This is a genomic window from Corallococcus sp. AB032C, assembly GCF_003668935.1.
Classification (GTDB): Bacteria; Myxococcota; Myxococcia; order Myxococcales; family Myxococcaceae; genus Corallococcus; species Corallococcus exiguus.
On sequence record NZ_RAWP01000009.1, the window covers coordinates 59,402 to 85,688 of the forward strand.

Below are 26,287 nucleotides of genomic sequence, written 5' to 3' on the forward strand. Positions count from 1 at the left end.
TGGCCGATGCACTCCAGGGAGGGCGCTCCGGCTGGACCGCTACCACCACGTCGCCGCGAGCCCGCCTAGGGACACGTAGTCCTGGCTCGCGGCATCGTTGGCGGAGTGGGGGTCCTCGGGGACGCTGAGCGTCCGCGTGGCGGTGATGCGGTAGGACAGGCCCACGCTGGAGCGAGGCAGCGGCGCGGAGAACCGCAGGAGGGCGGTGTCGCCCACGGCCATCGGCCCCACCTCGCACTGGAGCGTGCCGGCGGACATGAGGCAGTCCCGGGTGCTGGCCTGGAGGCCCGGGGGCAGGGCCACGGTGATGACGGCCCGGTTCAGTGGATCCGGCCCGTGCTGCGTGACGGTGAGCGTGTAGTCGATGCGCGGCACGGACACACCCGGCCTGGGGACAGCGGTGAGCGTCACCTCCACGTCCGCGGAAGCCGCGGCCCGCAGCACGGACACGTCATGGCTCCGGGTGTTGGCGGTGACGACGTCCGGCTTCAGGTCGCCGTCGAGCAGGCCCACCGCGAGCGCCGCGGGGCCTTCGCCGGTGGCCAGTCGCGTGGGCGCGCCGAAGGAGGCATGGCCTCGGCCGGGCAGCAGGGACACCGTGTCCTCGTTGAAGTTCGCGGTGATGAGGTCCGGCATCCCGTCGCCGTTGAAGTCGCCGGCCGCGACGAAGTACGGCCCGCCCTTCACGGCGAAATCCACGCGCACAGGGAACGCGCCGGTGCCGTTGCCGCGCAGCACGGACACGCTCTGGCCCCGGAAGTTCGCGGTGACCACGTCCAGCTTCCCGTCGTCATCCACATCCACCACCGCGACGGAGTAGGGCGCGTTGCCCGTGGCGAAGTCCATGCGAGGCCGGAACGTCCCGTCCCCGTTCCCGAGCAGCACCGACACCGTGTCCACGAAGTTCGCGGTGACCAGGTCCGCCATCCCGTCGTGGTTGACGTCGGCCACCTTCACCGCGAACGGGTTGGTGCCGGTGGTCACGTCCTTCTGGTGCACGAACCGTCCGGAGCCCCGGTTCAGCAGCACCGACACGGAGTCCTCGAGCGAATTGGCCGTCACCACGTCCAGGCGGCCGTCGCCGTCCAGGTCGCCCACGTCCACGGACGAGGGTTCCGCGCCCACGGAGTGGTCGGTCCGCGCCCCGAACGTCCCATCGCCGCGCCCCAGCAGCACGGACACCGTGCCTCCGAAGTGGCTGGTGACCGCGTCCAGGTGGCCATCTCCGTCGAAGTCCCCCACCGCGACCGCGCCGGGCAACGGGCCGGTGGGCCGCTCCATGCCGGGCGCGAACGTCCCGTCCCCCTGGCTCCGCAGCACGGACACGGTGCCCGCGGTGTGGTTGGCCGTGATGACGTCCAGGCGCCCGTCCTCGTCGAAGTCACCGAGCGCCACTGCGCGCGGCCCCATCCCCGTGGGAGAAGCGCGAGGAGCGTCCAGCAGTGGCTGCGATGAGGTGTCCACCATCCGAGGCAGCGCCATGGCGAGCAGCACCGCGACGCTGAACAGCATCACGCCCGCATGGGCCATTCGTGGGTGTCGCATGTCCGTCCCCCTCTTCATTCATGATTCACGGCCCTGAACCGGCAAGGCCGTATGAACGCGGTTTCCGTGACATCCCCGCGTGATGTTGAAGAAGTAAGAAGGGGCGCCGGGTGGGGCCATGCGGCCCGGGGGTATGTGGGGTGACGGGCGGTGGACAAGGGCATGTCCCCGGAGGGACGGCTTGCGCGCGGGGTAGTCTGCGCGGCCCATGTCCCTTCCGTCAGAAACCCCGTCTTCCTCCCGCCAGCCGTTGGTGGTCACCACGTCGGACCGGGTGGATGCATCGCTCGCACAGCGTGCGCGGAGTGCGGCGGAGGCGGTGGGCGTGCCGTATGTGGAGCGCCACCACAAGCTGCCACTGAAGAAGCTGCTCGCCGACATGGCGGACGCGCTCATTGTCTTCGAGTCCACGGCGGTGTCGCTGGTGGACGCGGAAGGGACGCTGCGCTTCTCACCGGGGCTGGCGCACCTGCGAGTGAAGCAGCTGGACGCGGGCGTGATGGAGGACCAGCTCGTGCGAGTCGCGGGCCTGCGCGAAGGGGAGCGCGTGTTGGACTGCACGCTGGGCCTGGGCGCGGATGCGCAGGTGGCGGCGCGGCTGGTGGGGCCGGGCGGAAGCGTCATCGCGCTGGAGAAGAGTCCGGCGCTGTATCTCCTGGTGCGGCACGGGCTCAAGGGGCTCGAGCGCCACCCGGCCGCCTGCGCGGTGAGCGCGGTGTACGCGGACGCGGCGGAGTTTCTGCGCATGCTGCCGGACGGCGCGTTTGACGTGGTGCTCTTCGACCCGATGTTCGAGCGCGAGCGCAAGTCCTCCGCCGCGTTCGAGGCGCTGCGCCGTCACGCGAACTACTCGCCGTTGACGCGCGAGACGGTGGACGAGGCCCGGCGCGTGGCACGCCGGGTGGTGGTGTTGAAGGGCTCGCGCTACTCGAAGGACTTCAAGAAGCTGGGCATCACCCCGGAGCCCTCCCGGCCCAACGCCACGGTGTTGTGGGCCCTACTGCCGGGCTCGGGTAATCCCGTGCATCCTGGTGAAGACGGAAGTCCCTGATAGCGTCCCCGGCCGCCGTGAAGCACGACAACCGGGAGCGACACATGAAAACGCTGAAGCGGGGACTGTTGCTGGTGGGCTGCCTGCTGGGGACCGTGGGCTGTGGCGTGGAGGCGCCGGAGGAGGGTGCACCGGTGCAGGAGGACACGCAGGAGGTGTCCGCGCAGGCAGGCTGCATCCCCGGCCAGACGCGCACCATCAAGGTGGGCTGCTGCACGCCCACGTTGGAGCGCCGGCAGAACCAGATCTGCACCAACTCGGCGGGCTCCTGGAGCAACTCCGGCTCCAGCTACTGTGGCGGCTCGACCCTGAACTGCTACGGCGGCTGATCAGGAGGCCCGAGGCGCGTTGACCCATCCTGCGCGCAAGCAAGGCTTGCGCAGGGTGGTCCACAAGGGCCGGTGGCTGAAGCGTCGATCCGCGGGAGGCCGCTCTCCGGAGACGAACCGTCCCCATCTGTCCGACCGCCGGACAGGTTGCCCAAGGCCGAGCCCATCACCATTCTCTCGGCGCGCGCTCCATCAATCTCAGAGGGAGTAGGCCCCGGAGCTGCTGGAGACAGCAGTGGCTCGCTGGCCGTAGCCACGGAGAGGGACTGCACCTGAGGGCACGGCGCAACCCCGAGCGCCTCGGTGTCCTCGGAGGCCGGTTCAAGGCAACCGGGGCTCCGCTCTTCGGCAGAAGGGCGTACCTCCGGCGCGTCCTCCATCCCAGTGGCTGCCACGGGCGCACCGACGAGGCCCTCCTGGGCGCATGGGGCCTCGGGGGAAGCAGGCTTCATGGGGACGGGAGCGAAGGCTTTCAGCACGTGCTCATCGCGCGCTTTCAGCAGTGCTGGCAGCTCATGCTGAAGTGCCTGCACGTCGCGCTCGTTCAGAATCTCCATCACGCGGATGGCCCACTCGTGCAGCGCCCCTCCGCCCATGAGCGGCAGCAGTTGGGCGGCTCCTCCCAGGAATGCCCGCTGCAGGGACTGAACGAGGAGCACGTGCCCGGGACGTGCCGCCACCCGCGCCGCATGCCGAAGCAATTCGAATTCCGCTCGCGCGCAGACTTCCCCCGACTCCCAGCGCGCCGCGTCCTGGAGCCGGTAGCACGTGCTCCCCAGCCGGTCCAGGTCGAGGTCCGAGGCTCTCGCGCAGCAGTCGGCCAGCAACTCCACCAGCGCCTGCCGCTTGAGGCTGAAGCAGCCCTCCAGAAGCCACCGCGCATCCGGGTTGCTCGCGTCATGCAGCGCCAGGCCCAGGTTCTCCAGCGTCAGCGACTCATCCAGCGGCACCGCGCGCGTCTTGCGGCCGGAGCGCTGCACCACCAGGCCTCGCGCCGCCAGCCGCCGCAGCGCCTCGCGGATGGTGCCCCGGCACACCTCATAGCGGCGCGCCAGCTTCGCTTCGGAGCCGAATCGCCCGCTCGGGTGCAGCCGCCCCAGCGCGATGTCGCGCTCGATTTGCGCCTCCACATAGGCCACGAGTCCTCGCCGCTCCATCCCCATTCCCCTTCCTCGTCCCAGCATCGCCATCCAACCACAGGGGTCTGACATGGACGTGCGGGACCACCCTTCTCATTGCCAGCCAGGGGGGCACCCTCCGGGCCCGGTCGGAGAAAAACCTGTCCGACTGTCGGACAGGTTTTCAGGCAACCGGGCCCGGGCGGGCGCCTCCGTCCGTGGCCCAAGTCTGGCTTCCGGCTACACAAGACCTCGCGGTTCACCGCTGCGCTTGGTGATGAGCGCGTTTTCGCGGAGGAGTGGGGGCAGGTTTGCTTTCGGAACGCTGGCGACCTGATGGGTCCGCGCTTCTGGTGTCTTCCCCAGTTCGGGAGGCTCCGGATCGGGGAGGCTTCAGGTTCGCTTGAATGCGCTGGCGTCGGGCAGGCCGCTGCCGCTCAGGTCCGCGCCCATGGCGGTGAGGACTCCGGAGAAGATGTCCGGCTCGTTGGAGGTCACCTTGCCCGGTTGGCGCTCGCCGGTGCGCGCGTCGAAGCCGTAGGTGAGGGTGGTGTTCGGCTCCACGCCTCCCAGCACGGTGTTGCCCTTCACCATGGGCGACAGCAGCAGGAAGCCGTTGTTGAGGTCGTGGCCCGAACCGAACTCCGTGGCGCCGGAGGGACGCGGACGCGTGCGGCCGAATTCCGTGGCCACGTAGATGAGCGTGCGGTCCCACATGGACTCGCCTGAGTTCGCGTCGAATGGCTCCGCCTTGAGCAGCGTGATCAGCGAGTCCACCGTGGACAGGATGCGCGCCCACATGAAGGCCTGTCCGCCCCGGTGGTCGTTGTGGCTGATGTCGAACGCGAGCGGCGGATTGGCGATGCCATTGGGCCCGCCCACCGCGACGTTGAAGTCCGGCCCCAGCGTCACCGACACGGACACCCGGTACTTGAGCAGCAGGAACGCGAGCGCCGCCTGGCCCTGCACGGGATCCGTGAAGAAGCCGGGGAACACCTCTCGCAGCCGCGCCCCGTCCGGTGAGCTCTCCAGCCCATACTTCGACAGGGGAATGGACGGCAGGTTCGGCAGGACATTGAGCTTCGTGATGAGGTCCAGGGCCTCCAGCTTCGGCTGCTGCACGCCGCGCTGTTCGCTCCAGCGCTTCAGCGCGCCGCTGTCCTGGAAGGTGCGGCCGAAGATGGACTTCTGGTCCAGGGCGTCCCGCGTGCTCCGCGCCAACGCGATGACGTCCTTCGACGGCGCTCCGGCGATGCCTCGCGAGCCATCCAGGCCCAGGGGCCACAGGGACGGGTTGACCACGGGCTCCCCGAAGCAGGACAGGGGCAGGCTGTCGTCGGTGCCTCGCTCGGCGTAGCCGCCCGTGCCCATGTTGACGTTGGGCAGCGGTATTCCGCCTCCCCACTGGAGCGCGACGGCCTCCTGGAGCGTGCGGCCCCGCCACGCCCCGTTGCCGGTCAGCGAGCGCTTCTGCGCGATGCCGTGATTCACGGACGTGCCCACGGAGGTGGCCACCAGCATCTCGCTCGCGTGCTTCTTCACGAACGCCAACTGATCAGTGTCGACCGGGATGTTGATGCTGCCCAGGCGCGAGTTGCTGTACTTCACCGCGCGGAAGGGACTGTCCGCCACGCCCTGCACCTGCGCGTCCGGGAACGTGTTGAACGCGGCGGCGTTGGAGGACTCGGATTGGCGTACCGCGAGGAAGCTGTCCACGATGGACGCGCCCCCCGCCGCCCCGATGACGATGAGGAACTTCGGCTTGCCGTCGAGTGCGTCGCGCTTGCGGCCCAGCTTCTCCAGTGACTCGGGCGTCTGGAGCGAGTCCCGGCAGCCGGAGAGGAAGGGCGCGAGCGTGGTGCCCGCCGCGCAGAGTGACAGTGCCCGCAGCATCTCCCGGCGCGACAGCCGGCCCGTGGTCTTGAGGGTCATGGGAAGGGTTTCTCAGTAGAAGACGGCTTCGGCGGAAGAGAAGACGGCGAGACACGCGGCCTGCATCCACGCGACCCCTGGCGTGGCCGCGCCGGTGGCCTGCACGTCGGTGGACAGCCGCACCAGCGTGTCGCGCTCATCCTGGGTCGGGTCACGCAGCCACGCGCGGCGCACCAGGGACGTCACCGCCGTGGCGACAGCGGGGCTCGTTGCGTCCGCCAGCTTGCCGTCCGCGGTGAGGACCACGTCCTTGAACACCACCGCGGCGGCGGGCGTGTTCACGTCCAGCGCGATGCGCGCGTTGCAGGCGGAGAGCACGGTGCGCTCCACGGCGATGGGCGTGGTGGCGCCCGTGACGGAGGCGGTCTCATAGACGCTGTGCTGATAGGGGTCCACGCCGCCCAGCGCCACGCCGTGCACGGTCTGGCAGGGGTACTGGCCCAGTTCGTTGCATACGGACGTCACGGGCAGCTCCAGCGCCTGGGCCAGGTCGAGCGACAGGCGCTCGGGGCCCTTGAAGCGCAGGTTTCCCTTCTGGGACTTCGCGACGCCTCCGTCCCATTCAGGCGTCACGCCGGGGTTCGCGTCCGGTCCCAGGTCGACGGCGGGGGGGAGCTTGTCGGAGCAGCCCGTGAGCAGCAGACAGGTCAACAGCAGGCGTTCAGGGCGCACCGTAGGCCTCCGTGCGGATGAGGTCGTGAAGCATCTTCTGCACGCGGTACGCGTGCGTCGTGCGGAAGGCCTGCCAGGTGCGGACGAACTCTTCGTTCTCCTCTGGCTGGGGCGCGTGGCCGACGAGCAGCTTCCAGTAGTCCGTGACGGTGGAGATGGCGAAGGCGTCGCTGTTGGCGGCGACCCGGGCCCACTCCATGAGGTTGTTCACGGGCTGGCCCAGGATGACGCCCTGTTCGGGCGTGTTCTTCAGCGTGGCCGCTTCGTTGGGGAAGAGCAGCTCCAGCCGGTTGGGGATGTAGCGGTTGGGCAGCCCACCCAGGCCGTTGTAGTTGCGGTACGGATACGACAGCGGATCCAACGTCGCGTGGCACGCGGCGCACTGGGGCGCCTGGACGCCCTTGGCGTCGTAGTCGCGCGGCTCGTTGAGGACGCTGTGCAGGCCCTCCTGCTTCGCGATGTCCAGGCCCAGGTACGCGCGGTACATCTGCGAAGCGGCGTTGCGCGGCAGCGCGGTGAACATGACGAACGAAGTCAGCGTCCACGCGCTCGTCATGTTGCCGGCGCGGCGCGAGGCCTCCACGAACTGGGAGGAGATGCTGTTGGCGGTGGTGTACGTGGTGGGGCTCGAGCCCGAGCGCTTCACGTAGAAGCTGGCGGTGAGGACGTCGCGCGCGTCGTGGTCGTCCGTCTGGGACCAGGCGAAGAGGGCGTAGTCGTCGTAGTAGTCCGCCAGGGGAATGATGCCCGCGTCCTCGCCGGACTTGATGGATCCGACGGGGCGGATCTTCGGGTGGGCCACCTTCCAGAGTTGCCCGTGCTTGCCTCGCCAGAAGTCGGACTGGAGGCAGCGGTCCAGTTCCTGGTCGATGAAGGCGCGCTGCTTCTCCGCGCTGCCCAGCTCCAGGAAGGAAACCACCTGGGCGTAGGTGGGGGACGTGCCGCAGAAGTCGCTGAGCATGCGGCGGTACGCGAAGCGTGGGTCGTACTGGCAGACCTTGAACTGAGGGTTCTCTCCGCCGCCGCAGACGCCGCTGGGCGGAACGCTGGTGGCGTCGCCGGGCAGCGAGCCCTGCTCGACCTCGAACTGGTTGGGGGCGCCGTCGCCGTCGGTGTCCGCGGTGGCGATGGAACGCAGCGCGGCGGGGAGGGCGGCGGCGAAGTCCGCGTCGGAGAGGGGGCGTGGCTTTCCGGGGGCGAGGTGCGGCTCCAGCGCGGCGCCGTAGCCGTTCCGCTGGGGCGGGGCCACGTGGCAGTACGTGCAGGCGGGCTGGGTGCCCTGGCATGCGGGCGCGGTGGGGTACTCGGCGCAGAAGGTGCCAGGACCGGTGGGCATGGCCACGGCCAGGGGCGCGAACCCGAGCAGCAGCAGCCCGGCCAGCAGCCATCGGCTCGGGGTTGGGGAGGGGAGGGGCACGCGGGCTCCGGGAACGGTTGCTGTACGGACACCTCAACCCGGAGAATCAGAAAAGGTTTCGGCGATTCGTGGGCGCCCGTCTCACCAGGGCCGCCGCTCGATGAGGTGGCGGGCCTCCGGCGAGGGGGCGAGGAAGGACACGGGCGCACCCGCGACGCGCTCGAGTTCCTCCAGGTGGTGACGGGCCGCGTCGGTGAGCTGGTCGAAGCGCCGTGCGGCCCAGTTGGTCGCGGCCAGGTCCCCCGCGAGCGTGAGCGCCAGGTCCGTAGGGGCATTGAGGGAGGCGGCATCGCGCAGCCCCACCCAGTCGAACGCGCGGCCTTCCGAGCGGCACGCCAGGACCACCCGCCGCACCCGCCCCGGTGCGAGGCCCGCCGCCTGGATGCAGCCGCTGGCGGAGGGTCCCGCGCTTTCGACGAGCACGCGGTGACCTCGGGCGAAGGCGTCCTCCAGTTCCTCGCGTGAGGGCATTGGGTCTGGCCCGCCCGGTCGAAACAGCACGGCGTAGTGAGGCGCGAGCTGTGCCGTGAGGGTCCGCGTGTCCACACCGTCATGGCGCCCCGGGACGATGAGGTCCACGAGCCGTTCGCCGGGATGCCCATACAGCCCGAGCCGGCTGGCCACCCGCACGAGTACGGCGCCGGGTGGCGTCCTCGCCGTGTCGACCACGAGCTCCGCCAGCGAGGCCAGCGCGTGCACCGCACGCTCGGCGGGATGCGCCCAGGCCGCTTCGAAGCTGTCTGGCTCCGTGTCGCGCAAGGCCTGCTCTTGTTCCGGCGTCTCCAGGTGGACGTGCACGACGCGGAGCCCCGGGCTTCCGCGCAGGCAGTCCAGCTGTGCCTCGCTGCTCGCGGCATCCACGATGATCAGCCTGGGGGCGTTCAGGCCGTGGCTCCGAAGCGCGGCGAGCACTCCGTCCGCCAGCCAGCGCCCTCCCGTCTCGCGGTCCAGCGCGACGGTCAACTCCTGGCGCGCGAGCCGGGAACCGTCACCGCCATGCTTCCGCAGGAAATCCTCCGAGTGGAGAGGCAGCGCGCCGAACCGCCGCGCGAGCCCCTGCGCGAGGGTCGTCTTCCCCGCGCCAATGGGCCCCGACACCACCACCACCGTGACCGCCATGGCTTGTTCCTCCCGAGGAGGAGCACCCTAGGAACCCGGTCGCGGTGCGAACCATCCCCCGTTGGAGGGAGGCCTCAGCGCTTTTCGGAGACTCGCACCCAGTCCACTTCCATGGTCTGCGGTGCATTGCGCAGCAGGTCCGCGGTGGCCTGAGGCACGCCGAAGTACGGCTCCTTCGCCTTGTTGACGCCCTCCGGGTAGCCGCCGCCCACCGCGAAGTTGAAGATGATGAAGAGGGGCTTGTCGTAGGCCCACGCGCCGTGGCGTTCCACTTCTTCACGCGTGGACGTCTTCACGCGCTCCCCGTCGATGTACCAGTGGATGGCCTCCGGCGACGTCTCCACTCCGTACTCGTGCCAGTCGCTCACCGCCGTGCGCGGAAAGAAGCGGCCGTTGATGGGCGTGTTGCCGCTGTAGCCCGGCCCATGCAACGCGACGGACACCCAGTCGCCGTAGCCAACGTTCTCCATGATGTCGAGTTCCCCGCACGCCGGCCACCCCGCCGTGTGGATGTCTCCGCCCAGCATCCAGAACGCCGGCCAGAGTCCCACGCCCACCGGCAGCTTGATGCGCGCCTCGACGCGGCCGTGCTTGAACTCCTGCTTGCCCGCGCTCTCCACCCGGCCCGACGTGAATGGATATCCGTTGGCCGTCTGCATCCGCGCCGTGAGCTTCAACGTGCCGCCGCTCACCGACACGTTGTCCGGCGACGTCGTGTACTGCTGCTGCTCGTTGTTCACGTGCACGTCGGTCTGGATGCGCCAGTTGCTCGCGTCCACCTCCGTGCCGTCGAACTCGTCACTCCACACCTGGACCCAGCCGTCCGCCGCGCCCGCCACTGTTCCCGCGCGCTTCGGTGCCCCCGCGCACGCCATCAGCCCCGCCACAAGCGCCCACGCCGTCACCGTCCTGTACGTGCTCGTCGCCATCGTCGTTCCTCGAAAGGGAGCCATCTACTGGAGCGTCCGCCGGTCCACCGGCGCTTCGGGGGACTCGCCCCGGTACGGCGTGGCCGGAGGCATGAGCAGCGATTCGTGCAGCCGCCCCTCCGCGTCCACCGTCACGTCCACCACGGTCTGCCGCACGGGCTCCACGCTGCCGTCCGCGTGCAGGAGCACGCCGCCCCCTTGCGGAATGCCCAACGCCCGCGTGGGCAAGCCCATGCGTTGGACGGCGAGCTTGAGGCCGGGCCACTCGGGCGGCTCGTGCACGCCGATGAGGTAGGGCGCCAGGCCCAGCACCGGGAAGGGCTCGCCTTCGCCGGGCAAATCTTCACACCACGCGCCCAGGCCCAGGTGCATGGCCCCGGCGGACACGCCCATCAGCACCGCGCCGGCCTGATGCCGCTCGCGGAGAATCGCGTCCACGCCGTGGGCCTGGAACGCGTTCCATCCCACGCGCGGGTCTCCGCCCGCCAGCAGGATGACGTCGGCGTCCTTCAGCCACGCCAGGTCCTCGCCGGACGGCGCGGCCGGGATGCTCCGGCAGCGCGTGAGCCCGATGCCCTCCATGGCCGCGACGAAGATGTCGTAGAACTCCGGCACGTCACCGTTGGACGCGCCCAGGTACGCGGCCTTCACCGGCGGCACGCGCAACTCCGCGCCGGTGAGTACGCGCACGTAGTCCAGGAAGGGGCGCCCCTCCACGCGCCAGAACAGCGGAGCGCTGTCAGCCAGCAGGAGGAGGGGCGGAAGCGCCATGCCGTTGAGCCTACCGCCACTGGTAGGCGCGCACCCAGTCCACTTCCATGGTCTGCGGCGCGTTGCGCACCAGGTCCACCGTGGACTGCGGCACGCCGTAGTACGGCGTCGAGGCGCCATTCACGCCGAAGGGATAGCCGCCACCCACCGCGAGGTTGAGGATGATGAACAGCGGCTTGTCGTAGGCCCACGCGCCGTAGCGCAGCACCTCCGCGCGCGTCGTGGTCTTCACCAGCGCCCCGTCGATGTACCACTTGATGTCCGAGGACGAGTACTCCGTGCGGTACACGTGCCAGTTGCTCACGCTGGACGACGGGTAGAAGCGGCCGTTGATGGGCGTGTTGCCGGAGTAGCCCGGGCCGTGCAGCGCCCCGGACACCCAGTCGCCGTAGCCGACGTTCTCCATGATGTCGAGCTCGCCACACGCGGGCCAGCCCACGGAGTTGATGTCATTGCCCAGCATCCAGAACGCCGGCCACAGGCCCGCGCCCACCGGCATCTTGATGCGCGCCTCGACGCGGCCGTGGCTGAACTCGCGCTTGCCCGCGCTCTCCAGCCGGCCGGAGGTGAACGGGTAGCCGTTGTTCCACTGCAGGCGCGCGGTGAGCTTCAGCGTGCCGTTGCTCACGGAGATGTTGTCGCCGGAGTTCGTGTACTGCTGCTGCTCGCTGTTCACATGCACGGTCGTGTTGGGCGCCCAGTTGGCCGTGTTGACGCTGTTGCCGTCGAACTCGTCGCTCCAGACCTGCACCCAGCGGTCCTCGCCGCCGCCGCCCACGACGCCAAAGGAGAACGACTCCCAGCAGCCGGTCGTGGCGCGGTTGGCGTACAGCGGCGCGCTGGCACCCTGGTTCGCGTCCGCGGACACGTACTGGCCGGTGCTCTTGGCGCGCAGGCCCACGGAGCCGTCGGCGAAGGGCACCCAGGTGAAGCGCTCCCAGTCGCCCACCGCCGTGCGGAAGCCCGTCACCTGACCGCTCGCGTTCGGATCCGCGGACACGTACAGGCCCGTCTCCACCACGCGCAGCGAGATGAAGTCGTTGCCCGCGTCACCCACCTGGAACTGCTCCCACCCCTGCGCACTGTCGCGGTTGGCGACAAGCGGCGCCGTGGCCCCCAGGTTCCGGTCCGCCGACACGAACTTCTGCGTCGCGCACGCCTTCAGCCACACCGTCTGACCCAGCGGCGCCGCCGTGGCGGACTGCTCCTGCTCCGCCACCACCGGCGTCGTCAGCATCGAGTCCTGCGCGGGAGCGGAACCCCCACCACAGGCCGTCAGCCCCAGCACCGCCGCCAGCGCCCACAGCGTCTTCCCGGCTCTCGTCGCCATCGTCTTCCTCGAAGGTGTGTCCAGCTCCGACAGGGAGCCGGGACCCGCCCCACTTAGACCAGAGCAGGTAAAATGGCTTAACCTTATTTCCATGAAAAAGTTACTTAGTGGGGCCCTGGGTGTCATGCTTGGGACGGCGCTCGCGGGCTTGCCCGGGGCGGTGTTCGCGCAAGGCCGGCCGTCGCTGGTGAACACGCGCATCGGGACGCCGTTCGGGGCGAACGGGCACTCGTCCACGGTGGACGGGCGCATCTTCGTGGGCAACATCGGCGAGGACCACGCGACCACGACGACCACGTGGATTGCCCGTGTGTTCCGTCCGGAGGCGGTGACGTACGACTCGGCGGGCAAGCCGTCGTTCGCGGGCACCTTCTCCGCTGGGAAGACGGTGACCGTGCGCAACGGGGAGAACGCGCTGGCGTTCTGCTTCACCAACCCCGCCCAGCCCTACGCGCTGTCGAGCGGCGTCGCGGTGTACCAGCCGTTCCTCTTCGACTCGATGATGTTCAACGGGGACAACGTCTTCCGGCGGCGCACGACGGACATCCGCGTGTCCCAGCCCTTCACGACGGCGGCGGACATTGCGTCGTTCAGCACCGGTCCGCTGGAGACGCTGCGCACCGTCACCGGCGCCACGATTCGCGGCATCGAGCCCACGATGACGTCCGACGGCCGGTTGATCATCTACCAGGGCGCGCCCGCGAACACCGGCGGCATCGACCACATGATGTACGCGTACAACCCCACGCCGTGCGCGGCCACGGGCTGGAGCAACCCGCGTCCCCTGTCGATGATGTTCAACGACACGAACGCCGGCGTGAAGCGCTACCCGCTGGCATGGAAGCGGCTGAAGGCGGCGACGGGCGAGGACTTCGGTGACACGACGTCAGGCGCGCTCGTGCGCGGCGCCTACGCGTGGGTGGACCACGAGGGCCGCAACCTCGTCTACATCGCCGTCACGTACACGGACGGCGCGCGACGTGAGGCAGTGAGCCTGGTGGGCGCGGACACGAACTGGACCGCGTACCACATCGACGGGGCCATCAACACGGACCGCATGGACATCGCGCACCTCTTCTATTCGGGGCCCATGTGGAACTTCGAGCAGGAGCGCCTGCCGTCACAGAGCTTCCCGCCCGGACAGAGCAACGCCGCGCACTACCTGCCCGTGACCAAGACGCATGACGTGCTGGCCCTCTTCGGCAGCAACACCGCCGACTACAACGAGGTGGACCTGGGCGAGCTGATGGACCCCTTTCACCTGCTCTTCCTACCCATGAACGAGCTCGTCACGCGCGCGGGCGCGTACGATTTGACGCGCACGCCGGACCTGTCCGGCCGCTTCTTCACGGGCACGCTGGTGGGGGGCGCATCCATTTCGCCGGGCAACGCGCTGACGCGCTCGTCGCCGGACTCGCTGTGGCAGCCGCACGGCAAGGGCAAGGCGCTGGTGGTTCCTGGCGGGAGCGCGCTCGCGGTCAACCTGGCGGATCCGTCCAGCACGGTGCCCGGCGTGGGCGCGTTCGTGCGTGGCCTGTCGGTGGAATTCGCGGTGCGGCCGGACGCGGACATCCAGCAGGGGTGCACCACCGGCAATCCCTATCGCTACCTGATGCACAAATCTGGCGGGCTGGACATCATCTACGAGGCCAGCAACCAGCCGCAGTTCTCACTCGTCATCAACGGCCAGCGCGTGCGGCTGGGTGGCGGCCCGGTGCTGCCCGTGGGGCAGTGGAGCCACCTGGCCTATACGTGGGACGGCACCACCGGCGTCTTCCAGGAGTACCTCAACGGCGTGCCCACGAACCGCACGCTGCCCGTCGCTCCGGGGACGGCCCGGCTGGGCACGGGGACGCTCTACATTGGCGCGGGCGCGAACCTGGACACGCAGCGCTGCCCGGCGAACGGCGAGGGCTCGTTCCGGGGCGCCATCGACGAGGTGCGCATCTTCACGCACGCTCGCTCCAACCGGAGCATCTGCATGACCGTGCACGGCGCCAACTGCCGCGAGGAGGCCATCCAGCACACGCCCTCCGCGGGCCAGTTCGTGATGAGCGCCCAGGCTCCGGCGTGCAATGGCACCAGCGCGTTGAACTCGGCGGCGTGCCTGTCCGCGATGCACCGGGCCTGCGCGCAGCGGGGCGCGGGCGACGCGATGGCGAACAGCACCAACACCTGGGACACCATCATGCAGTTGGTCAGCAACCGTCCGCCCATCTCGCTCGCGGGCGTGCCGGTGTCGTCCTCGGCGACGGACCTGACGGTGGCGTGCGCACCCATCCAGCATGAAAGCGTGGCCGTGACGTTCGAGGAGCTGACGCGCATCCACGCGGGCTGCACCGACGAGCGCGGCGTGACGAGCACCCACTGCACCGCCGCCGCGCACCGCTTCTGCAACAGCCAGGGCTGGACGACGGGGCAGGTGTTCGAGGTCACGTCCCGGCCGTGGGTGGGCTGCTTCAACTCCGGGCTCCAGACGGATGTGGAGAAGTCCACGCTGGGGCCGGTGTCCAACCTGGGCGACTACACCGCCCCGGGCTCGCGCCTGGAGGTGAGCCAGTGGTGCCGCACGCAGGGCTATGGGGCTGGCGTCGTCCAGGAGATTCCCAGCGCCACCAAGGCCCACGTGCACTGCTTCCAGCCGGCCGCGACGGCGTCGTGGCGGTACCAGCCGTAAGGCATTGCGTGGACTGATGGCCCCCGGGGTTTGGAATCAGACAGGCTTTGCTGCCATGGTGCGCCTGTCTGATTCCAATTCCTTGCACGGGGGATGTCATGTCAGCGGTGCGTGGCGCGGGTCGGAACGGTTTCGTTCTGGGGCTGGTGTTGTGTCTGGGTTGGCTTTCGGGCTGCGCGGGCCCGGTGGCTCCGGCTCCGGCGGAGGAGGCCGCGGACCCGGTCGTGGCTCGGGCCGCCGTGACGGCGCCCACGTGGACGGTGGTGGGGGCCGGGCGGCTGCACTCGCTGGGGCTCCAGGCGGATGGCGCCGTGTGGGCCTGGGGTCGCAACCGGTATGGCCAGCTGGGGAACAACACCACCACGGACCGACTGGCTCCCGTGAAGGTGACGGGGCTCACCGGCGTGGTGGTGGACATCGCCGCGGGCAATGAGCACTCGCTGGCCGTGAAGTCAGACGGCGCCGTGTGGACCTGGGGCAGCAACGGCCTGGGACAGCTGGGCGACGGCTCGAGCTCGAATTGGCCGCCTCGGACCACGCCGGGCCTGGTGCCCGGGCTCGGGGACGTCACCTCCGTGGCCGCGGGCAACAGCCACGGCGTGGCGCTCAAGACGGATGGCACGGTGTGGGCGTGGGGCGACAACTACCGGGGGCAGCTGGGCGATGGCAGTGGCTCCATGGGGCGCTCGCCCGTGCAGGCGCTGGGCTTCACGGGTGGCACGGCCATCTCGGCGGGGAGCGCGCACACGATTGCGCTCCAGTCCGACGGCACGGTGTGGGCGTGGGGCTACAACGGCAACGGCCAGCTCGGGGACGGCTTCACCGATGATCAGCTCGCGCCGGCCCAGGTGCCGGGCATCATCGACGCGACGGCCATCGCGGCGGGCACCTACCACTCGTTCGCGCGCCGCGCCTCCGGGGCTGTGTGGGCGTGGGGCCTCAACGGCGAAGGACAGCTGGGCACCGGCAACGCGGGCTATCGCGTGGTGCCCTACCAGGTGTCGCCCACGCCCTGAGCGTCAGGACCTTGGAGGCTCCCGCTGAAGTGGACTCAGCGGGGGCCTTCAGCGGCGGGAGGCGATGGCGCTCGCGCGGACCGCGTCCACGAGGTCCGGGTTGGTGAACGCCTTCCCCGCGATGCCCCAGCCACCGTCCACGGCTTCGTGGAACAGCACCCAGGTGCGCTCGCGGATGTCCGCGTCGTCGGCCAGCTCGCGCACGATGTCGGTGAGGCCCGCGGCGATGCCCGAGCGCTGCTCCTGGCTCAGCGACTTCGCGGGCGTGAGCACCTGGATGCGGACCACGCCCGCCCCCTTGCCGCCGGACGTGGTTCGCCTCTTCGGCAGCACGTTCAGGAACGCGCCGGTGTTCGCGACCGCGTAGGGGATGCCCGACACCTTCTCCCACTGGAGGAGGCAGTCCGTCGCCCGCTGCAGCAGCACGGCCTCGTTCGCGGGGGAGAAGAGTCCGTCGGAAGCGGTGATGTCGATCATCGGCATGGGCAGGGGTCCTCGTTCGATATGACGGTTGTCATAGTCGTGCCCCAGAACTAATTAAGACGCCCGTCATAGTCAATGGGGACCGATGGCCAGGCGAACGAAGAAGCAGGAGGAGGCGGCTGCGGCCGCGTCCGAAAGGACCCCGCGGGAGCGGATGGTGTACGCGGCCGCGGCGCTGCTCAGCGAGCGGGGCCTTGCGGGTACGTCGTTCTCGGAGGTCATCGAGCGCAGCGGTGCGCCCCGGGGGTCCATCTACCACCACTTCCCGGAAGGGAAGGACGCGCTCGCGGCGGAGGCCATCGCGCTGGTGGGAGAGCGCGTGCTCACGGCGCTGCGCGAAGGGGAGGGCGCGACCCCGGCGCAGGTGGTGCAGCGCTTCTTCGAGGCCTGGCGCAAGGTGCTGGTGAAGACCGACTGTCAGGCGGGCTGCGCCATCGCGGCGGTGGCGAACGAGCGGCTCGCGCACCCGGAGCTGGGCGCCCGCGCGGCGAAGGTCTTCATTTCCTGGGAGCGCGAGCTGGATGCGCGGCTTCTCACTGCGGGCCTGCCGAAGGCGAAGGCGGCCAGCGCGGCGTCCCTCATCCTGGCCTCGGTGGAGGGCGCGTTGATCCTCTGCCGCGCCCGCCGAGACATCGCGCCGTTCGACGCCATCCGCGATGCGCTGGTGTCCTTCGTGGACGACTGACGCCCGGCCTCAGGTGTGGTGGAGGAGGGTCTCGAAGACCATCAGGTTGAGCCCCACGCCGACCAGCCCTACCACCGCCACGGCCAGCAGCGCGGTGGACACGCGGCGCCGGAAGGACGCCTCCTTCGCCATGCTCCGGATGAGCGGGATGTTCACCACGATGCTGGTGAGGCTGGAGAGGATGACGCCGTTGACGCCCGTGACCGCGGAAATCTCATTGTGGCTGATGAGCGTGGCGGCGGAGGCGATGGAGGAAGCGCTCGACAGGAAGCCCCCCAGGATGCTGACGAAGTAGAAGCTCGCGGATCCGAAGTTGCGCTGCGCCAGCGCGCCCGCGACGTTGAGCGCCAGGAACACGCCGCCGAACTTGAGGGCCGCCATCAGGCGGAAGGGCGACTCCAACGCCAGGCGGGGCGTGCCCTCCGTGGGGGCCTGCGCGGGAGAGCGGCGCCACAGCACCGCGCTCACCAGCAGCATGAAGGTGAACGGGATGGCGCAGTGCACGGCGGCCTGCGAGGCGAAGATGATGACGATGAGACCGTTGCGCAGCAGCATCGCGACGGTGGCCAGGAGGATGCCCCGGTAGGCGGAAGGAAGCAGCGGCGCGCCCACCTCCTTCAGGCGCGTGGCCAGCTCCACGATGACCTTGCGGCTGTTCACCAGCCCGCCGAAGAACGCGGTGACCTCCATGCCCTTGGGCCCCAGCGTCTTCAGGAGCATGTAGTTCACGAAGCCCACCGCCGCGATGATGATGACGCTGGCCCAGTTGGACTGGGGCTCGATGAGGCCCCACGGATCCACCGGGTGCGCGGGCAGCACGGGGAACACGACGAACGTCAGCACCGCGAGCAGGATGGCGGAGCGCAGCTCCTTGTCGGACAAGCCGCCCACGAAACCCGCGATGGACTGCTTCCAGGCGAGCAGCGCCGCCGTCAGCACGCCCACGACGATGGGCGTGAACGTGTGGCCCATGCCGCACAGGATGCCGCAGAAGGCCACCACCATCAGGGCGGTGGACGTGGTGAGCGCCAGACGCCGGTGGAGCAGCAGCTCCCGGCCGTTCATCAGCAGCACCAGCAGCGTGACGAAGCCCACGGCCACCAGCGCGAAGGACTGACCGGTGAGCCCGCCCAGACAGCCCATCAGCGCGGTGAGCGCGAACGTGCGCACGCCCGTCTTGCGGCTGTGCTCGCGCTCCAGGCCAATGAAGAGGCCAATGGCGATGGCCAGGCCCACCCGGGTCATCACCGGCGCCAGGGGCCAGTGCGACGCCTGGGCAAGGAAGGAGGGCAGCTCTGGGGGTGCATCCATGGGGCGCTCCAGTCTCTCTGGCTTCACGGCCAGCGAAGACGACTGGACCGCGCGCCCCGGTGCCTGCGGGAGCGACCTTTCCTAATGTCGAAGACGACGGCTCCTGTCAACGCGTCCGCCCGGCGAGCCAGCGAGGTGCTCGCGAGGGGGCGGCCGCCTGCCGGACGCCAGGCGCTACACGCGCTCGATGATGGTGGCGATGCCCTGGCCGCCGCCGATGCACATGGTGATGAGCGCCGTCTGCTTGCCCGTGCGCTCCAGTTCGTCCAGGGCGGTGCCCAGGAGCATCGCGCCGGTGGCGCCCAGCGGGTGGCCCAGCGCGATGGAGCCGCCGTTGACGTTCACCCGGTCCGGGTCGATGCCCAGCGCGCGCGTCGTCTGGAGGACCACGGCGGCGAAGGCCTCATTGATTTCCCACAGGTCGATGTCACCGGCCTTCATGCCGGCCATGCGCAGGGCCTTCTCGCTCACGGGCGCGGGGGCGGTGAGCATGAGGAGCGGCTCGGTGCCCAGCGTCGCCATGGCGCGGATGCGGGCGCGGGGCTTGAGCCCCTTCTCCTTCACGTAGCGCTCGGACGCCAGCGCCACCACCGCGGCCCCGTCCACGATGCCGCTGGAGTTGCCCGCGGTGTGCACGTGCTGGATGCGCTTCGCTTGCGGATACGCGGCAAGCGCGACGCCATCCAGCGTCTCGCCGTTCGGGCCCACGGCCGTCCCACCCATGGCGACGAACGCGGGCTTGAGCGCGGCCAGTCCCTGCGCGGTGGTGTCCGGGCGAGGGTACTCGTCGCGCTCCAGCAGCACGGCGCCGGTGGCCGGGTCCTTCACCGCGAAGAGGGCCTTCGCGAAGCGGTTCTCCTCGATGGCGCGGGCCGCCTGGCGCTGCGAGCGCAGGGCCCACGCGTCCACGTCCTCGCGGGTGATGCCCTCCAGCGTAGCGATGAGGTCCGCGCTGATGCCCTGGGGCACCTGGTAGACGCGCTCGCGCAACCGCACGTTGCCGCCGTCCTGGCCGCCGCCGTCCGCGCCCAGCGACAGGTGCGACATGCTCTCCACGCCGCCCGCCACCACGAAGTCCATGGCGCCGGAGGCGACACCCATGGCGCCGAAGTTCACCGCCTGGAGCCCGGAGCCGCAGAAGCGGTTGAGCGACACGGCGGACACGTCCTGCGGCCACCCCGCCGCGAGCACCGCGTTGCGAGCGATGTTCGCGCCCTGCTCATTCACCTGCGACACGCACCCCGCGATGACGTCACCCACCTCCCGAGCATCCCAGCCGCCGCGTCGCTGGAGCGCGTTGAGCGTCTGCGCGAGAAGCTCCTGGGGATGCAGTCCCGTCAGAGCCCCCTTGCCCATCTTCCCGCGTCCACGCGGGGTCCGGACGGCGTCGATGATGTAGCTGGCGGTCATGTGCGGCTCCTTTGATTTCGAATGTAATATTATCGTCGTAATTTATAAGTCAAGGCGACCTGGGGTGTGAGCCCACGGAGGCGCAACTTCTGGCGCCCCTGGACGCCAGGGACGGCAGTGTTGATGAGCTTGAAGTCCGAGTCGTCCGGGGCAGACAGCGCGGCAGGAGGCTCGCTACAAGGCCTTGAGCGTCCCGACCTCCCCGGGCGCGCGGGTGCGGCACACCTTGGGGAGTCGGCGGATACCTTGACGCCTCCACAGCGGCTGGTCCTGGGAATCGCCGTGCTCGCCTCGCTCGTCACGTTCCTGGACGGGGCGATCATCAACGTCGCGCTGCCCGCGATGGTGCGCGACCTGGGCGGTGGGCTCAAGCTCCAGCAGTGGGTGGTGGATGCCTACCTCATCACGCTGGGCTCGCTGATGTTGGTGGCCGGGTCGCTGTCGGACGTGTTCGGGCGCAAGCGCATCCTGCGGCTGGGGCTGTTGGGCTTCGGGGCCACGTCGCTCCTGTGCGCGGTGGCTCCGACGGGCGCGGTGCTCGTCCTCGCGCGTGCGCTGCAGGGAGCCACCGGCGCGCTCCTGGTGCCGGGCTCGCTGGCGCTCATCCTGTCCTTCTTCTCTGGCCCCGAACAGGCGAAGGCCATTGGTGCGTGGACCGGCTGGACGGGCGGGGCGTTCATCGCGGGACCGCTGGTCGGCGGGCTGCTGGTGGACACGGTGGGCTGGCGTTGGATCTTCGCCATCAACGTGCTGCCCATCGGGCTGACGCTGGCGCTGCTCGCGCGCATGGAGGAGCCCACCCGCCCGGAAGGCGCGCGCATCGACGTGCTGGGGGCCGTGCTGGCGTGCGTGGGATTGGGCGGTCCCGTCTATGCGCTGATTGAGCATGGGACGGTAGGCTGGACGCATCCCACGGTGCTGGCGTCGCTGGGCGTGGGCGTGCCGGCGTTCATTGCGTTCCTGGTGCAGGAGCGGCGGTCGCCGCACCCGATGATGCCCCTGGGGCTGTTCCGGGAACGGAACTTCTGGGTGGGCAACCTGGCCACGACGTCCATCTATGGGGCGCTGTCACTGGGCATGTTCGTCATCACGCTGTTCCTCCAGGAGGTGGGAGGCTTCCGCGCGACGGTGGCGGGGCTGGCGCTGATGCCGACGACGGTCATCATGTTGCTGTTGTCATCCACGTTCGGCGGGCTTGCGGGCCGGTTCGGGCCGCGCCTGTTCATGGCGGTGGGGCCGTGTGTCGCGGGCGCCGGGTTCCTGCTCATGCTTCGCGTTGGCACGCCACTGGACTTCTGGACGCAGATGCTGCCGGGCGTGCTGGTGTTCGGGCTGGGGCTGACGACGACGGTGGCGCCGTTGACGGCGGCGGTGCTCGGGTCCATCCGCAAGGAGCAGGCGGGCATCGGCTCGGCCATCAACAACGCCATCTCCCGGGTCGCGGGGCTCATCGCCATCGCGTTCACGGGGCTCATCGTGGGCCCGCGACTGGACGTCGCGGGCTTCCACCGGGCGATGCTCGTCTCCGCCGTGCTGCTGGTGCTGGGCGGAGTCACCTCCGCCCTGGGCATTCGCAATCCTTCGCGGAAGGCCTGAGCGCGTCAGTCCTCGGCAGGCTGGAGGGAGAAGTACACGGCTTCGGTCCCCAGGTTGAAGGTGTCCCCGTCCGCGATCTTCTGGCGCTTGATGCGCTGGTGGTTGATCCAGGTCCCGTTGGATGAGCCCAGGTCCTCGATGAAGTAGTCAGCGCCATCGCGCACGACGATGGCGTGCTCGCGGGAGACCCTGCCGGACTTCACGACGAGGCTGCACTGCGGGCCGCGTCCCAGCGTGAAGCGCTCCACGTCCACCCGTGTGGAGGGACCGTCCGGGCTCAGCCGCACGAACAGGTCCATGCGCGCGGTGGCCCGTGCGGCGGGGGCGGGCTTGCGGCCTCGGTTTGCGTCCGGGGGCGCGTCGTCCTCGGTCTCGGAGGGACGGAGCACTCGGCCCTGCCTGCGGGCGGCGGGGGCCTTCGCGGCCGGAGGCGCCACGAAGGGCAGGTCCTGCTCCTCGGATTCGTTCGAGCCCGAGTCCTGCTCTTCGTCCTCGGCGGGCGCGTCGGCCTGCTCGGCGTCTTCGTCTGAGGCGGCTGCTTGTGCGGCGGCCTCATCGTCCGCGTCGTCTTCCTCGGAGCCCGTGGCCTCCTCTCCCGTCTTGGCCTCTTCGGGCTCGGAGTCGTCGTCCTCGTCGGCGCCAGGGCGTTCCTCGGAGCCGATCGCCGCTGCGATGTCGGCCGCGGATGCGTCGTCCTCCTCGGAGGACTGCGACTCGTCCTCGTCGTCAGCGCCCGCGGAGGCCGCCGCATCGGATGCGCTCCCGTCGTCCGAAGCCTCGTCAGCCGCGTCGTCGTCAGACTCCTTGTCGTCCAAGTCCTCTTCCTCGGACTCCTCATCGTCCGAGGATTCGTCGTCAGACTCCTCGTCGTCCGAGGATTCGTCGGCCGCTTCGTCGTCGGACTCCTCGTCGTCCGAGGATTCGTCAGCCGCTTCGTCGTCGGACTCGTCGTCGTCCGAGTCCTCATCGGAGTCGGATTCTTCCTCCTCGTCCGCCTCCTCCTCGTCGTCGGACGCCACCGGCACGTCTCGGGGCTGCGAGACCGCATCCACCGCCGCGAGAACCTCCTGCATGCGCGCCCGCGCGTGAGCGGCCTCGTCCACGGAGGACTGTGCCTTCACGGGTTCGGACACCGCTGCCGCGGCAGGAGCGGCGGCCACGGTCTCCTTCGCGGGGACGACGGCAGCCGCGGGGACAGCAACAGCCGCTGGGACGACGGCAGCCGCGGGGACAGCGACAGCCGCGGGGACAGCAACAGCGACGGGGCGCTCCGCCACACGCACCACGGGCTCAGGGGCACGGGCCGCCGGAGCCCGCACGGGCTCACCCGCGTCCGTCTCCCCGAGCGCCACGGGCGTGGGCGCCACGTACCCGTTCTGTCTCGCGAGCATGAACAGCGCCTGCGCGACCAGGGCATTCCGGTCCACGCCCAGGTCGTGGCTCATCTGCTCCAGCGCCCGCCACAGGGGCTCCGCGATCTCGATGGTTTCACGAATCCGATTCATGCCTAGCTGCCCCTCAGATTGCTCTGCCACGGAGAGACATTGTCCGGGTCATTGAGCCAATAGAACATCGCCTGCGTCTCCGCGTACTGCCGCTCCGCGATGGACACCAGGTTCGGGTGCAGGTCGCCCAGCGCCACGCCTTCGAAGAGGAATCCCTGGCCGGGCTTCGTCGCGCTGGAGTTGCCGCGGAACTTGCGGTCCCGGCTCTGCCACAGTCGCTGCGAGGCCTGTCCCGCGGCCTGTCCGTAACCCGCTGGCGGCGCGATGCGCGTGGGCATCTTGAACGTTGTCTCACCGCACGACCACAGCAGCCACGACAGCGCGCTCCAGTCCCCGCGCAGCATCAGCGTCAGGTCCGCGAACCCCATCTCCAGGTTGAGCGTCTCGTCGATCTCCACCTGCTCGTCCTCGCCCAACTCCATCTCTTCCTGCTTCAGCTCCACGGGCCCCTCGCCCAGCAGGCCCGACAGGTCCGGCGGCAGCCAGGACACCGCCGCGCCGGGCTTGTACCGCTGGAGCAGCGCGCCGCGAATCGCCTGAAGCCGCGTGGCGTACTTGCGCACCAGCTGCTGGATGGCCTCCAGGGACTGCTCGGGCTTCTCCGGCAGGCCGTCGTAGGAGCAGCTCGGAGGCTCCTGTCCCGCCCAGAAGTCGAACCGGGGGAACAACGCCCGCGCGTACGTGGCCAGGAACCGGGCGGTGTCCGGCTCCGCTTCCGCGAGTCCCTCCGCGTCCTTCTGCACCTGATCCGCCACGCCCAGGTTCAACAGGATGAGGCCGCGCGTGAACAGGTACGCCTTGCGCTCCGGCGCGAGCAGCATCGCCGCGTGCAGGAAGTCCAGCGCCGCGCGAGGCCGGTCCGTCTGGTCCAGCAGCACCGCGTAGCCCCGCAGCAGCGTGGCCGCCTCACCGCCGCGCATGAGCGCGTCCACCATGGGGGCCCACGCCTGTCCAGCATCCCCCACCACGCTGTCCGCGACCTGTCGAGCCGAGTCCTGTGTGCGCGGCAGCGTCAGCTCCTCCAGGCCTTGCTTCAGCGGCTGGACATCCAGCGACGTGGCGCACGCACGCGCCGTGGCCAGCAGGGCCTCGCGGTAGCGCCGGTCCGCGCGGGCCTCCTTCGCCAGCTCGCGCCAACCTTCCGCGCTCCGGGGGAGATTGGAGAACACCGGCGAGCGCGCCAGCGTCTGCTCATCCATGGCCAGGCCCAGGTCGCGCTTGAGCACCACCGCCCGCTGCGCGTCCATCAGGGACCACTCGCCGCACGCGAAGTCGCCCTCCGCCCGGCCCTCCTCGAAGTGGACGCGGAAGTCCGCGTAGATGTCCTCCGCGCGCGACCAGTAGCGCCCGTGCCGCCGTCCGTTGTCGAACTCGGCCTCCCAGAGCAGCTGGCCCTGCGCGTCCCAGAAGCGGGTGGGGCCGTGGCGCTCGCGGTCCGCGTTGAGCGTCACCTTGGCCCACTGGTTGAGGTCCTCGCGCAGCTCCGCGTCCTCGGGCAGGTGGGCCGGGCGGGTGGGGTACGGCTCGCCGGTGGAGGGCACCACGCGCTGGCCATCGCCGTTGAAGTGCTCCACGTGCCGCACGGTGCCACGGTCGTAGTGCATCACCGTCTTGCGCACGCGCTCGCTCACGCCGCCCTCGTGCATGCGCTCGGAGGTGAAGCCGTCGGAGGCAATCCAGGTGCGTGGGCCGTGGAGCTGGCCCCGCTCGAAGGCGCCCTCCTGGGACACCGAGCCGTCCTCGTGGAAGCGCCTGAAGGGGCCGTGCGGCCCGCCCTGCTCCATGATGCATTCGTTGCAGAGGGTGCCGTCGGCGCGCCAGTACCGCCACGTGCCGTGCGGCCGGCCCTTGGCGTCCTTCGGGCCGAAGGACCACTCCTCGTCGCCGTCGTCCCAGGTGGCGCCCTCGGGGACGCCGGTGGGGAGCTCGCCCGCCTCGGTCCGCTCGCGGTTCGCCTTGCGGCGCTCCACCTCGGTGACGTCCACGGCGCGCAGCGCGACCAGCAGCCGGTCCAGCGCCTCGGGGGACAGCGCCTCGGAGACGCGGCGGACCTCCAGCCCGTCCTTGAACGCGACGATGGTGGGGTACGCGTCGATGCCCAGCGGTTCGGCCACGGCCTCGTGGGCCTCCGCGTCGAGCCGGGCGAAGGTGATGTCCGGGAACCGCGTGGCGGCCTCGGAGAAGACCGGGGCGAACGCATGGCAGGGTTCACACCACTGCGCCCAGAAATCCACGACGCACATGCCGGGCTTCTGGGTGACTGCTTCGAAATCCTCCGGGGTCAATTCGACCGGGACGCCTGCCAACGGGAACTCCTGCTCAAGGGGAGAGGCAGATAAGAGGGGCGCCGGGGGCTCGCGTCAACCGGCGCGTCACGGGGAGTCCGGCTTCCGTCCCGGCCGGACAGGGACGGAGGGTGCGTCCGAGAGCAGCCAGGGGAAGGACGTGGAACGATGGCCGGATGCGGCCCACCCTCGTGGTCATCAACGGTGAACAGTACTGGCAGCGTTACTTCCCGGAATACGAGGTCGTCTTCCGCAGGCTTCAGGAGTGTTCCTGGGTCCTGCGAGGTGGCGACCTCTGGTGCGTCAACCGCGAGTCCGCGACACGGCTGGACGGCGTGCTCTGGCGGGTGGGCGCCATCCGCCCGGACCCCAGGCACCGCGCGACGCTGGAGCTCATCCGCCTGAGCGGCGTGCCCTGCTCCAATCCGGCGTCCGTGCTGGCGCGCTGTCACGACCGGTTGTCGATGCTGGCGGAGATGCGTGAGGCGGGGCTGCCGGTCATCCCGTTCGACGCCGCGCTCGGCGACGACATGCTCCGCCGGCTGGAGCGGCCCGTGCCGTTCGTCGTCAAGGTCGGCAATCACCACGCGGGGCTGGGCAAGGCGCTGGTGCGCGACGCTGGAGCGTGGCCGGAGATCGCGGACCTCCTCTTCGCCGCGGACGACTACGCGGTCGTCGAGCCCTTCATCGACTACGAGCGCGACGTCCGCTGCCTCGCGGTGGGCGAGCGCATGTGGGCGATGACGCGGGCGGGCGCGGGCTGGAAGGCCAACGTCGACACGCGCAAGTACCAGATCATCGACCCGCCGCCGGAGCTCGCTGAGCACACGCGCCGGGCCATGCGGCATCTGGGCGCGGACGTGCTGGGCCTGGACTTCCTCCAGGCGAAGGACGGCGCCTACACACTTCTGGAGTGCAACGACACGCCGGGCCTGTCCGGCTTCCCGGAGGAGCTGCGGGAGGACGTCGCGGAGTGCCTGCGCGTCCGGATGCTCCAGCGCTGAGAGGAGCGCTAGACAATCGGCAAGCCATCCTTCGGTCCGAAGTTCACGGCCAGGACGCCCGCCTCGCGGAGCGCAACGACACCGCCGCGGTGTGCTGGAGCG

Annotated in this window: 21 protein-coding genes; 7 read left to right on the forward strand and 14 right to left on the reverse strand. The window is 70.0% G+C overall.

The genetic code is table 11. The features are described 5' to 3' along the window. Nucleotides 1-39: 39 nt before the first annotated feature. A complete protein-coding gene (locus tag D7X99_RS05765; protein ID WP_158626930.1) occupies nt 40-1,545 on the reverse strand; it encodes an FG-GAP-like repeat-containing protein in 1,506 nt (501 codons plus the stop codon). 208 nt (nt 1,546-1,753) lie between these two features. On the opposite strand from D7X99_RS05765, the gene D7X99_RS05770 reads away from it, so the two are divergent. Both D7X99_RS05770 and D7X99_RS05775 read left to right on the forward strand, forming a co-directional pair. Then, a complete protein-coding gene (locus D7X99_RS05770; protein WP_121776846.1) occupies nt 1,754-2,596 on the forward strand; it encodes a class I SAM-dependent methyltransferase in 843 nt (280 codons plus the stop codon). A 44-nt stretch (nt 2,597-2,640) separates the two neighbouring features. Then, nucleotides 2,641-2,925 carry a hypothetical protein gene (locus D7X99_RS05775; protein ID WP_147454921.1) on the forward strand — a complete coding sequence of 95 codons (285 nt, stop codon included), beginning with the start codon at nt 2,641-2,643 and terminating at the stop codon, nt 2,923-2,925. Here the strand turns inward: D7X99_RS05775 and D7X99_RS05780 are convergent. From D7X99_RS05780 to D7X99_RS05815, 8 genes are all read right to left on the reverse strand, one after another. Continuing rightward, the gene (locus D7X99_RS05780; protein WP_306465333.1) at nt 2,913-4,082 is read right to left on the reverse strand and encodes a FadR/GntR family transcriptional regulator; all 1,170 of its coding nucleotides are present in this window, start codon (nt 4,080-4,082) and stop codon (nt 2,913-2,915) included. The genes D7X99_RS05775 and D7X99_RS05780 overlap by 13 nt on opposite strands. Before the next feature lie 354 nt (nt 4,083-4,436). Next, complete coding sequence (locus D7X99_RS05785) at nt 4,437-5,975, reverse strand: hypothetical protein (protein ID WP_121776848.1); 1,539 nt, start codon at nt 5,973-5,975, stop codon at nt 4,437-4,439. Between the two features lie 12 nt (nt 5,976-5,987). Continuing rightward, nucleotides 5,988-6,647, reverse strand: coding sequence for a hypothetical protein (locus tag D7X99_RS05790; protein WP_233613102.1), 660 nt, complete (start codon nt 6,645-6,647; stop codon nt 5,988-5,990). Next, nucleotides 6,637-8,064: a hypothetical protein gene (locus D7X99_RS05795; RefSeq protein WP_121776849.1), complete on the reverse strand. Its 1,428-nt coding sequence runs from the start codon at nt 8,062-8,064 to the stop codon at nt 6,637-6,639. The genes D7X99_RS05790 and D7X99_RS05795 overlap by 11 nt, the downstream gene beginning before the upstream one ends. A gap of 81 nt (nt 8,065-8,145) precedes the next feature. Next, nucleotides 8,146-9,183 (reverse strand): AAA family ATPase, encoded by a 1,038-nt coding sequence (locus D7X99_RS05800; protein ID WP_121776850.1) that lies wholly within the window; start codon nt 9,181-9,183, stop codon nt 8,146-8,148. 74 nt (nt 9,184-9,257) lie between these two features. After that, nucleotides 9,258-10,112: a family 16 glycosylhydrolase gene (locus D7X99_RS05805; protein WP_121776851.1), complete on the reverse strand. Its 855-nt coding sequence runs from the start codon at nt 10,110-10,112 to the stop codon at nt 9,258-9,260. A gap of 24 nt (nt 10,113-10,136) precedes the next feature. Continuing rightward, nucleotides 10,137-10,883 carry a Type 1 glutamine amidotransferase-like domain-containing protein gene (locus D7X99_RS05810; protein ID WP_158626931.1) on the reverse strand — a complete coding sequence of 249 codons (747 nt, stop codon included), beginning with the start codon at nt 10,881-10,883 and terminating at the stop codon, nt 10,137-10,139. A 10-nt stretch (nt 10,884-10,893) separates the two neighbouring features. Next, complete coding sequence (locus D7X99_RS05815; protein WP_121776853.1) at nt 10,894-12,213, reverse strand: family 16 glycosylhydrolase; 1,320 nt, start codon at nt 12,211-12,213, stop codon at nt 10,894-10,896. Between the two features lie 124 nt (nt 12,214-12,337). Here D7X99_RS05815 and D7X99_RS05820 point away from each other — a divergent pair, with 124 nt between their 5' ends. Together D7X99_RS05820 and D7X99_RS05825 are read left to right on the forward strand one after the other, a co-directional pair. Next, entirely contained in the window at nt 12,338-14,890 is a 2,553-nt protein-coding gene (locus D7X99_RS05820) for a LamG domain-containing protein (protein ID WP_233613107.1), read from the forward strand. A 98-nt stretch (nt 14,891-14,988) separates the two neighbouring features. Continuing rightward, nucleotides 14,989-15,906: a hypothetical protein gene (locus D7X99_RS05825; protein ID WP_121776855.1), complete on the forward strand. Its 918-nt coding sequence runs from the start codon at nt 14,989-14,991 to the stop codon at nt 15,904-15,906. Between the two features lie 48 nt (nt 15,907-15,954). Here D7X99_RS05825 and D7X99_RS05830 read toward each other — a convergent pair whose 3' ends face one another. Further along, a complete protein-coding gene (locus tag D7X99_RS05830; protein ID WP_121776856.1) occupies nt 15,955-16,389 on the reverse strand; it encodes a tautomerase family protein in 435 nt (144 codons plus the stop codon). An 85-nt stretch (nt 16,390-16,474) separates the two neighbouring features. On the opposite strand from D7X99_RS05830, the gene D7X99_RS05835 reads away from it, so the two are divergent. Further along, on the forward strand, nt 16,475-17,074 hold the full coding sequence (locus tag D7X99_RS05835; protein ID WP_233613108.1) for a TetR/AcrR family transcriptional regulator: 600 nt from the start codon (nt 16,475-16,477) through the stop codon (nt 17,072-17,074). Between the two features lie 9 nt (nt 17,075-17,083). Here D7X99_RS05835 and D7X99_RS05840 read toward each other — a convergent pair whose 3' ends face one another. Together D7X99_RS05840 and D7X99_RS05845 are read right to left on the reverse strand one after the other, a co-directional pair. Beyond that, on the reverse strand, nt 17,084-18,385 hold the full coding sequence (locus tag D7X99_RS05840) for an MgtC/SapB family protein (RefSeq protein ID WP_121776858.1): 1,302 nt from the start codon (nt 18,383-18,385) through the stop codon (nt 17,084-17,086). A gap of 174 nt (nt 18,386-18,559) precedes the next feature. Next, entirely contained in the window at nt 18,560-19,795 is a 1,236-nt protein-coding gene (locus D7X99_RS05845) for an acetyl-CoA C-acetyltransferase (RefSeq protein ID WP_121776859.1), read from the reverse strand. 246 nt (nt 19,796-20,041) lie between these two features. Between D7X99_RS05845 and D7X99_RS05850 the strand changes: the two genes are divergently transcribed. Continuing rightward, nucleotides 20,042-21,391 (forward strand): MFS transporter, encoded by a 1,350-nt coding sequence (locus D7X99_RS05850; protein WP_233613109.1) that lies wholly within the window; start codon nt 20,042-20,044, stop codon nt 21,389-21,391. A 5-nt stretch (nt 21,392-21,396) separates the two neighbouring features. Here the strand turns inward: D7X99_RS05850 and D7X99_RS05855 are convergent, their stop codons facing one another. Next, nucleotides 21,397-22,896, reverse strand: a complete 1,500-nt coding sequence (locus D7X99_RS05855; protein WP_121776860.1) for an FHA domain-containing protein — start codon at nt 22,894-22,896, stop codon at nt 21,397-21,399. A 2-nt stretch (nt 22,897-22,898) separates the two neighbouring features. Further along, nucleotides 22,899-25,202: a thioredoxin domain-containing protein gene (locus tag D7X99_RS05860; RefSeq protein WP_121776861.1), complete on the reverse strand. Its 2,304-nt coding sequence runs from the start codon at nt 25,200-25,202 to the stop codon at nt 22,899-22,901. 155 nt (nt 25,203-25,357) lie between these two features. Here D7X99_RS05860 and D7X99_RS05865 point away from each other — a divergent pair, with 155 nt between their 5' ends. Next, nucleotides 25,358-26,185, forward strand: a complete 828-nt coding sequence (locus D7X99_RS05865; protein ID WP_121776862.1) for a RimK family alpha-L-glutamate ligase — start codon at nt 25,358-25,360, stop codon at nt 26,183-26,185. Nucleotides 26,186-26,287 lie beyond the last annotated feature (102 nt).

Coding starts and splice junctions, on each gene's coding strand:
- D7X99_RS05855 (WP_121776860.1), bottom strand. CDS start 22,896: ATGAATCGGATTCGTGAAACCATCGAGATCGCGGAGCCCCTGTGGCGG.
- D7X99_RS05775 (WP_147454921.1), top strand. CDS start 2,641: ATGAAAACGCTGAAGCGGGGACTGTTGCTGGTGGGCTGCCTGCTGGGG.
- D7X99_RS05865 (WP_121776862.1), top strand. CDS start 25,358: ATGCGGCCCACCCTCGTGGTCATCAACGGTGAACAGTACTGGCAGCGT.
- D7X99_RS05815 (WP_121776853.1), bottom strand. CDS start 12,213: ATGGCGACGAGAGCCGGGAAGACGCTGTGGGCGCTGGCGGCGGTGCTG.
- D7X99_RS05765 (WP_158626930.1), bottom strand. CDS start 1,545: ATGCGACACCCACGAATGGCCCATGCGGGCGTGATGCTGTTCAGCGTC.
- D7X99_RS05780 (WP_306465333.1), bottom strand. CDS start 4,082: ATGGAGCGGCGAGGACTCGTGGCCTATGTGGAGGCGCAAATCGAGCGC.
- D7X99_RS05785 (WP_121776848.1), bottom strand. CDS start 5,975: ATGACCCTCAAGACCACGGGCCGGCTGTCGCGCCGGGAGATGCTGCGG.
- D7X99_RS05835 (WP_233613108.1), top strand. CDS start 16,475: ATGGCCAGGCGAACGAAGAAGCAGGAGGAGGCGGCTGCGGCCGCGTCC.
- D7X99_RS05830 (WP_121776856.1), bottom strand. CDS start 16,389: ATGCCGATGATCGACATCACCGCTTCCGACGGACTCTTCTCCCCCGCG.
- D7X99_RS05770 (WP_121776846.1), top strand. CDS start 1,754: ATGTCCCTTCCGTCAGAAACCCCGTCTTCCTCCCGCCAGCCGTTGGTG.
- D7X99_RS05800 (WP_121776850.1), bottom strand. CDS start 9,183: ATGGCGGTCACGGTGGTGGTGGTGTCGGGGCCCATTGGCGCGGGGAAG.
- D7X99_RS05805 (WP_121776851.1), bottom strand. CDS start 10,112: ATGGCGACGAGCACGTACAGGACGGTGACGGCGTGGGCGCTTGTGGCG.
- D7X99_RS05820 (WP_233613107.1), top strand. CDS start 12,338: ATGCTTGGGACGGCGCTCGCGGGCTTGCCCGGGGCGGTGTTCGCGCAA.
- D7X99_RS05810 (WP_158626931.1), bottom strand. CDS start 10,883: ATGGCGCTTCCGCCCCTCCTCCTGCTGGCTGACAGCGCTCCGCTGTTC.
- D7X99_RS05825 (WP_121776855.1), top strand. CDS start 14,989: ATGTCAGCGGTGCGTGGCGCGGGTCGGAACGGTTTCGTTCTGGGGCTG.
- D7X99_RS05840 (WP_121776858.1), bottom strand. CDS start 18,385: ATGGATGCACCCCCAGAGCTGCCCTCCTTCCTTGCCCAGGCGTCGCAC.
- D7X99_RS05845 (WP_121776859.1), bottom strand. CDS start 19,795: ATGACCGCCAGCTACATCATCGACGCCGTCCGGACCCCGCGTGGACGC.